This window comes from Methanosarcina baikalica (assembly GCF_031461075.1).
Lineage (GTDB): Archaea > Halobacteriota > Methanosarcinia > Methanosarcinales > Methanosarcinaceae > Methanosarcina > Methanosarcina baikalica.
The window spans coordinates 21,335-29,430 of the sequence record NZ_JAVKPK010000048.1; the positions used below are offsets into that span (position 1 = coordinate 21,335).

General features: G+C 40.9%; 4 protein-coding genes and 2 pseudogenes. 4 read left to right on the forward strand and 2 right to left on the reverse strand.

The annotated features are described in order from the left end of the window. Window positions 1-243 precede the first annotated feature (243 nt). Together RG963_RS11585 and metG are read right to left on the reverse strand one after the other, a co-directional pair. Window positions 244-1,482 (reverse strand): PKD domain-containing protein, encoded by a 1,239-nt coding sequence (locus RG963_RS11585; RefSeq protein WP_310576438.1) that lies wholly within the window; start codon window positions 1,480-1,482, stop codon window positions 244-246. 634 nt (window positions 1,483-2,116) lie between these two features. After that, the gene (metG, locus tag RG963_RS11590; protein WP_310576439.1) at window positions 2,117-4,252 is read right to left on the reverse strand and encodes a methionine--tRNA ligase; all 2,136 of its coding nucleotides are present in this window, start codon (window positions 4,250-4,252) and stop codon (window positions 2,117-2,119) included. A 327-nt stretch (window positions 4,253-4,579) separates the two neighbouring features. On the opposite strand from metG, the gene sppA reads away from it, so the two are divergent. The 4 genes and pseudogenes from sppA to RG963_RS11600 form a co-directional block, all read left to right on the forward strand. After that, window positions 4,580-5,767 (forward strand): signal peptide peptidase SppA, encoded by a 1,188-nt coding sequence (gene sppA / locus RG963_RS11595; RefSeq protein ID WP_310576440.1) that lies wholly within the window; start codon window positions 4,580-4,582, stop codon window positions 5,765-5,767. Between the two features lie 197 nt (window positions 5,768-5,964). Then, a pseudogene (locus tag RG963_RS16605) lies at window positions 5,965-6,139 on the forward strand (IS256 family transposase); the annotation flags it as partial. A 374-nt stretch (window positions 6,140-6,513) separates the two neighbouring features. After that, window positions 6,514-6,588: pseudogene (locus RG963_RS16610) on the forward strand (hypothetical protein); the annotation flags it as partial. A gap of 36 nt (window positions 6,589-6,624) precedes the next feature. Further along, the coding region (locus RG963_RS11600; protein WP_310576441.1) for a DUF7507 domain-containing protein at window positions 6,625-8,096 on the forward strand (1,472 nt) is incomplete at its 3' end.

The following is an 8,096-nucleotide window of genomic DNA, read 5'->3' on the forward strand; positions in this document are numbered from 1 at the left end:
TCAAAATTGAGTCTCTAAATTTCGTATTCTAAATAATCAATCAAGGTTTATGATCATGAAAATTATTTATGAAACTCTTACTAATGGTGAATAAAATCGGTTTTGGGATGAGCTCAGCATATACTTTGCGGTTCTGGTAACTCCAGTCCTCGACGTTTTTAATTATTTGATAAGTCAATTAATAAAATCCCCACTCTTCTTGAGACTTGAGCTTTTTTATTGTTTTTCAATTCATATGTTCAATTACTTTACTATGATATAGTTGGTCTTCTTCGCTGTGTTACTGCCTGCTGCATTCTTAACTTTCAAGGTAACAGTGTACTTTCCTGCTTTAGTGTATTTATGAGCAGGGCTCTGCAATGTTGAGGTACTTTTATCTCCAAAGTCCCAGGACCAATAATATGCATCTGTACTCTTATCAGTAAACTGCACATTTAAAGGATGGGTTCCAGTGGTTGGAGATGCAGTAAAAGCAGCAACTGGAAGGTAACTGATAGTACCCATATAGATATCGGGCTTATCCTGTCCATTACGATAATCTGTCCACACGATTTTGTTATTGTATATGGCAGGTGCTACCTGATCTGACTTATCTGTAGTATGTATTTGTTGATGGGTGGCGAGGTCATATGCGTAGATATCCCAGTTCCCATTGCGGTTATCCTGCCATACTATAGTGTTACCGTAAATTGCAGGAGCTTGCTGAACGGATTTATCTGTAGTGATATGAGTCTCCTTGGAAGTTGAAAGATCGTACATGTAGATATCATAGTTTCTATTGCGATCTGCCTCATAAACTATCTTGTTATCGTAAATATCAGGTACACCAATATATTCTTTACCCCAGTCGCCTTTAGTGATTTGAGTTTGCTTTTTAGTGGAAAGGTCATACATGTAAATATAGTAGTCTCCACCGTTAAATGCGTCAAAGTCCAACCACACTATCTTATTACCATAGATTGAAGGCTCGAATGATGACATTATCGTTGGTATTTGAGTTTCCTTTTTTGTGGAGAGATCATACATGTAGAGTTCATACCAGCTTTCTTCATCATTAGAAGCATACTTGACATAAGTTATCTTGTTTCCATAGATATCAGACGTCGATGCATTGCCGCTTGTAGTAATCCGAGTTTGTTTTTTCGTGGAGAGATCCTGCAAGTAGATATCAGAGCCTCCGTTGCGGTAATCCCCCCAAACTACTTTGTTTCCATAAATTGCAGGATTTATCTGATCTGACTGATTTGTAGTGTGAGTTTGCTTTTTAGTAGAGAGATCTTGTATATAAATATCCCAGTTCCCATTGCGGTTATCCTGCCATACTATATTGTTACTGTAGATTGCAGGACTGGATGCTGTTCCATGATTGGTGATTCGAGTTTCACTAATAGATGCCGATACAGTAGACGAAACGAGAATTAAAAATAAAGTCGCAGCTACTGATGCTATAGCTATTGAATAGAGCTTTTTCCTGTTTCCCATTTATCCTACTCCTTTATTTCATCCTAAACATTTGTGTTTTTTTATATTAAATATATAATTAAAATGAAAATAAGTTTACAAATAGAATATATAGAGAATTATAGTTAGTAAACTTTTTTAATATATAGATGTATATATTTATAGTTGCCAATCTGCTTTTTATAATAAATTCCAGTTTTCAATAAAATAGGACTTAAGCACTTGCGATATATAATCAAATACAATCGGCTTTCCGATTAAATATGTATTTTAGATAGTCAAAGGTTTAAAGCATATTTATTTTTCAGTTCAACTGCGTAAGTCCTATAAATGAGAACTTATTAGAACTTACAGGATCCAAAAAGTAGCAATTTTTTAACATTAAACATTGTTACCATAGATGGTTTTAACGTTAGAGGAATAAGTCAAAAGATTAGTTAATGAATACAGTTTAGAATTCTCGTCGCGATGAAAGTTTAAAAATTGTTTTACTTTGTTTACTAAGGTTCAAACAACAGTCATTCAGCGACTGTGAAATAAAGCATTAGAGACCTTTAGATCAAAAAAAGGAATAAGTTTACTACTGAAAGTAATTGCTGGACAGTCTCTCCAGAGTTGGATGGCTGCCCGCTATTTTATTTTACTTCTCTATTTTTCAGCGTATTCTTGAACCCGGCTTTATCTCTTTGTCCGGCATCAAGGCTGATACTATTTCTCCACCATCATCTGCTGCAAGCATCATGCCGTTTGATTCGACGCCGCAGAGTTTGGCAGGTTTCAGGTTGGCGAGTACGATTACATATTTTCCTACAAGCTCTTCCGGGCTGTAGAACGAAGCCATGCCCGCAACAAGCTGCCTCGGCTTTTCCTCTCCGATATCCACTTCAACCCTAAGGAGTTTTTTGGACTTCTTAATAGGTTCTGCAAGTAAGACTTTTCCGACTCTGATGTCAAGTTTTGCAAAGTCCTCATACTCTATCAAAGGAAGGATTTCTTTTCCCTCTTCTTCCTTTGCGTTTGCTGCGTCTCCAGCATTTTCGGCTGGTTTTGCTTCTTCTGCCGGTCCCATCCCTTCGGATTTGGCGGGCTCTTTTCCGTTTCTTTTTGCTGCGGCTTTCTTTGCATCTGCAGCTTTTACTCTCTCGTTTGCGATCTCTTCCATCTCTCCGATCCTGTCGTCTTCGAGCTTCGTGAAAAGGATCTCGGGTTTCGCAAGTTTTGTGCCTGCTTTCAGTGGCACGAGAGCTTCACTATACAGGGCGGTATGCAGGTCCTCTTCCTGCCCAAGCTCTTTCCAGGCTATTTCCATAGTTTGCGGGATCACGGGCTCAAAGATAATGCATAGGGCTTTTGCCAGGTGGAGGCAGTTATAAAGCACATTTCCGCAGGCTGCCCTATCCTTCTTTATAAGGCTCCATGGCTCATGGGACTGGAAATAGGTGTTTCCGAAAGATGCAAGGGTCATTGCACAATCAACGGCTTTTTTGAATTCATATTCGGCCATTGCTGCTTTTATCTCTTTCAGGGTCTTTCCGATTTCTTCCTTTACCTCAGGTTCGAGCTCCCCGGCCGGGACTTCTCCATAGTTCTTGAAAGCGAAAAGCATTGTCCGGTACAGGAAATTTCCGAACACGGCCACCAGTTCAGTATTGATTTTTTCCTGAAGCACATGCCAGGAGAAATTCAGTTCCTTTGTGTGAGAGGTATAGCTTGCCAGATAATATCTCAGCAGGTCAGGATGGAAACCGTGATCAAGGTAATCTTCTCCTACCCAGACCACATAACCTCTAGTCTTGGAAAATTTTTTGTCTTCGATTTTGACCATGCCTGAAGCTACGACAGCTGTGGGCACTGAGTAATCTGCACCTTTAAGCATAGCCGGCCAGAAGATGCAGTGGTGATAGGTAATGTCCCCTCCTATGAAGTGGACAATCTCCCCGTCATTTTTCCAGTATTTTTCCCAGGAATCCCCTGCTTTTGCAGCCCACTCCTCGGTAAAAGCGATGTACCCTATGGGAGCATCTACCCAGACATAGACTACAAGGTCATCATGTCCGGGAAATTTAACTCCCCATTCCAGATTCCGTGTAATGCACCAGTCAGTAAGCCCCTGCTTTACCCAGCCCAATGCGTAATTTATGGCATTGGTTGTTCCCCCAAGATCATTTGAGAGATAGTCCATGAGGTAATCGCTGAACTTAGAAAGCTTGAAAAAGAAATGTTCCTGCTGGCGGTACTCGGCAGGCCCTCCGCAGATAGTGCATACAGGGCTCTGAAGTTCTCCGGGCTCCAGATGTTTTCCGCATCCCTGGTCACATTCGTCTCCTCTTGCTGTTTCTCCGCAATGAGGGCAGGAGCCTTCTACGTAGCGGTCAGGGAGAAAACGGTTGCATTTCGGGCAGTAGGCAATTTCGATGTTTTTCGGATACACGTAGTCTTTTTCAATCAGCCTGTTGACGATATTCAGGGTCCGGTTGTGATTCTCAGGATCATCTGTTGTCCCGAAAGCATCAAAGTAAACTCCCAGCTGCTTGAAGGTCTCGTCAAAATGTTTGTGATATATCTCTACAAGCTCTTTAGGAGTGATCCCCAATTCCTCGGCGTTTACGACAATAGGGGTACCGTGAGTGTCCGAGCCGCAGACAAAGGTAACGTCCCTTCCTTCTTTTCGCAGGGAACGGGCAAAAATATCAGCGGGCACATAGGTCCGGAGATGCCCAATATGAGCCTTGCCGTTAGCATAAGGCAGGCCACAGGTGACAAGTACGGGTTTACTGGATGATTCTGGCATTCTGATCTCCATATATTTTTTACTAATATATTCCTCTTCGACGATTGCAATTTTAAAATATATTTCGCTTACTGTGTTTTTACAAGGTAACCTATTTGAGGGATAGTTGATGATCCTATATATAGAAGGATGGAATGTAGAGAAAGATTAATAATAGCTCAGGCAATTTTGACTGTTAAGCAGATTATATTGCCTGCAGGTTTCTGCAAGTTCTCTTTCTTGCATTGCCTTCTACCGTAATATATCCGCTTTCTTAATTAATAATTTCAACCAGGCTCAAGGCCGCAAATTAAAACAATAAATCCAAATTATACAGTCCTGTCAGATATGAACGATAAAGAAATAAACCCTGAAGGTATGAACTCAGAGGATCTATCTGAAGATAGTATTTTACAAAACAGCGCTTACAATGGAAAAGACACTGTCATTTCTGATGAAGGCGCTAACGCTACCAGCGGTAGTTTCCCTTCCTCCGACTCTGCCTCGAATGGTTCTGGAAAAATAGTTGATAAAGAAACTTCCGTAAAAGTTCCTTTAAAAAATGAAATTGAAAACAAGAGTTTAAGCATGAATTCAACTCCCTCTCCACAGAAAAAAAAACGTAACTGGATGTCCTATCTGCTGGTAGTACTGGCCCTGTTTACTGTCATAGTCGTTAGTATTGCGGCAATTTCCTTCAGTCTAGGTGTCGGGGGAAATATAGGGACTTCTGAGAAGGTGGCTGTGATCTATGTCCAGGGCACTATACTTTCTGGAAACGTTCCTGCAGGGCTTGGTTATGCAACATCCGAAGAAATTTCTGAAAATATACGCAGGGCTGCCGCGGATGAGGGAGTCAGGGCGATTGTGCTTCGAATTAATAGTCCAGGAGGGTCTCCTGCAGCAGCCCAGGAAATCGTAGGGGAAATTGAGAAAGCCCAGGCAAAGGGAATCCCTGTTGTCGTTTCCATGGGGGACCTTGCAGCCAGTGCCGCGTATTACATCTCTGCTCCTGCGGATTACATTATTGCAAATCCCTCTACGAGTACCGGATCTATCGGAGTGATCTGGATCTTCCAGAACATGTCTGCCTCTTATAAAGAAACGGGCGTAGATTATTACATTGCGAAGTCCGGAGAAATGAAGGATATGGGAGGCGCCTGGAGAGGGCTTACGGATGCGGAAAAAGAGTACGCTGATTCTGTGATTATGGAAAGCTACGAAGACTTTATAACCGACGTTTCAGAAGGACGTAACATGTCCAGGAGTGACGTAAAAACTCTTGCCGACGGCCGTATATACACCGGAGCCAGGGCAAAGGAGCTTGGGCTTGTAGACGGCTTCGGAAATCTTTACGATGCGATCGACAAAGCTGGGAAACTGGGAGGAATTGTTGGGGAGCCAAAAGTTGAATATATGAATAAGGCAAGTCTCTCAAAGCTGCTTCTGGGTTCCGATTCCGGGGAATCTAATGAAGAAGCCCGGCAATTTGTCAGTTACTTTGAAGAAAGCCCTTATGGAAAAATCCTTGCCTGAAACCTCTTAAACGTACTCTAAAAACAGCTCGGATATTTTCAATTTCAGACAATTAATAATATTCCTTAATTTTCCTTTTAATTTTGGGTCATGGAGAAAGTTATTGAAAACCATAAGCAAGAGACTATCTTTTCATTATCTGCAAGTGTGAGGATATTCTCGTTTTGGCAGTGTACCGAAAGTTCTGTAAAATATGATTGACTCTGTATCTTTTTCCTTTCACCACAAAAAACAGGGTGCAGCGTCAATGGTTAATTCATTCTCCTCGTAAAAGATCATTTTGTCGATCAGGAAGCTGGAATTCGCCATCTAATTACCTTGATTTTAAACCTTGTAAGGGAAGAAGAAGCCCTCTTCGGTTGTGGTGCAAAAAATCTGGCTGTGTTGTGAAATCAGTGAAAAACTTCACAATTAGGAAATTTAATCAATATCATCAAGGGAAAAATTAATGTTACTTTTTTGATTCGTTCCTTTCTATATCTGTTCAATGACCTAACGTTATGCAGATATTACTAAAGGTTCTTCCATCCCTGATATTTTGCTATCAATATTATATCAATTCTAGATTCTAAATAAATTTAAATAGTTGTGTGCCGAATATCTTTCTAAAAAAATTAATACTAAAAGCTGCTCAGATCACTGAGGAACTGACTATAAAAACCACTTTAACATCGGTAAACCGATATTTTTTAAGACTTTTTTTGTGGTTATTTACAAAATAAGGAAGGGTACAAATGTGAAATCTCAACAATGTTTCTGTGATTGACACAGCTACAAACACTGTTACAGCCACGGTCCTTTTGGAGTTGCAGTCAACCTAAAGAGAACAAATTTTGCAAAATCAGGGAGGTACAAGTGTGAAATTTCAACAAGCTAATGTCTTTAAGATAATGTCATTCGGTTTTATTTTATTATTCCTTGTATTGATGAACGCTTCTGTTACGCATGCTGAAGCTTATACTTTTGTTACTAAGTGGGGTTCTGGTGGCGCTGGTCCTGGGCTATTTAGTAGTCCTTGGGGCGTTGCTGTAGATTCGTCTGGTAATGTTTATGTTGCTGATACGTCTAATGAGCGTATTCAAAAGTTTGATAACGACGGTACTTATATTACTCAATGGGGTGGCGGAGGACCAGGTGCAGGAACTTTTTATAGTCCACATGGTGTTGCTGTCGATCAGTCATCTGGTAATGTTTATGTTGCTGATACATCCAATCAATTAATTCAGAAATTTGATAGCAATGGCAACTACATTACCCAATGGGGTGGTGGAGGTGCATCTAATGGAACTTTTTCTAACCTACATGGTGTTGCTGTAGATTCGTCTGGTAATGTTTATGTTGCAGATACGGACAATCAACGCATTCAAAAGTTTGACAGCAACGGCACATTCCTCACCAAATGGGGTTCTCTTGGCGCCGGTGACGGACAATTTACTGGTCCATATGCTGTTGCTGCAGATTCGTTTGGTAATGTATATGTTGCCGATACGTTCAATAATCGCATTCAGAAATTTGATAGCAACGGCAACTACATTACCCAATGGGGTTCTTTTGGCACCGGTGACGGACAATTATATAGTCCATATGGTGTTGCTGTAGATTCATTGGGCAATGTTTATGTTGCCGATACGTCCAATAATCGCATTCAAAAGTTTGACAGCAACGGCAACTACGTTACCCAATGGGGTTCTCTGGGCTCCGCTGACGGACTATTTTATAATCCCCATGGTGTTGCTGTAGATCCATTCTGCAATGTTTTTGTTGGAGATACGGACAATCAGCGCATTCAGAAGTTTGCCGGTGCATGTCAAATCACTTCTCTGACAATAGTAAAATCAGCATCTCCAGCAACGTATTCCGCTGTAGGAGATCTGATTCTCTACAGTTACAGTGTAACTAACTCCGGAAATTTAAACATTACAGGACCTATCAACGTTACAGACAGCATACTAGGAACAGTACAGATAACACCCGGAGACCTGATAACTGGACAAAGTGTTACAGGAACTGCTAACTACACAATAACACAGGCAGACCTTGATGCTGGTTCTGTGACCAATACTGCATTTGCAACAGGCACTTTAGGGAACAATACAATCACTTCTAACACGGATAATGAAACGGTGACAGCAGTACAGGGTCCAGCTCTAACAATAGTAAAGTCAGCATCTCCAACAACTTACAGCACTGTAGGACAGGTAATCACATACACCTACAATGTAACTAACTCTGGAAATGTAAACATTACAGGACCTATCAACGTTACAGATAGCATACTAGGAACATTACAGATAACAGCCGGAGACCTGATCCCGGGACAAAGTGTAAT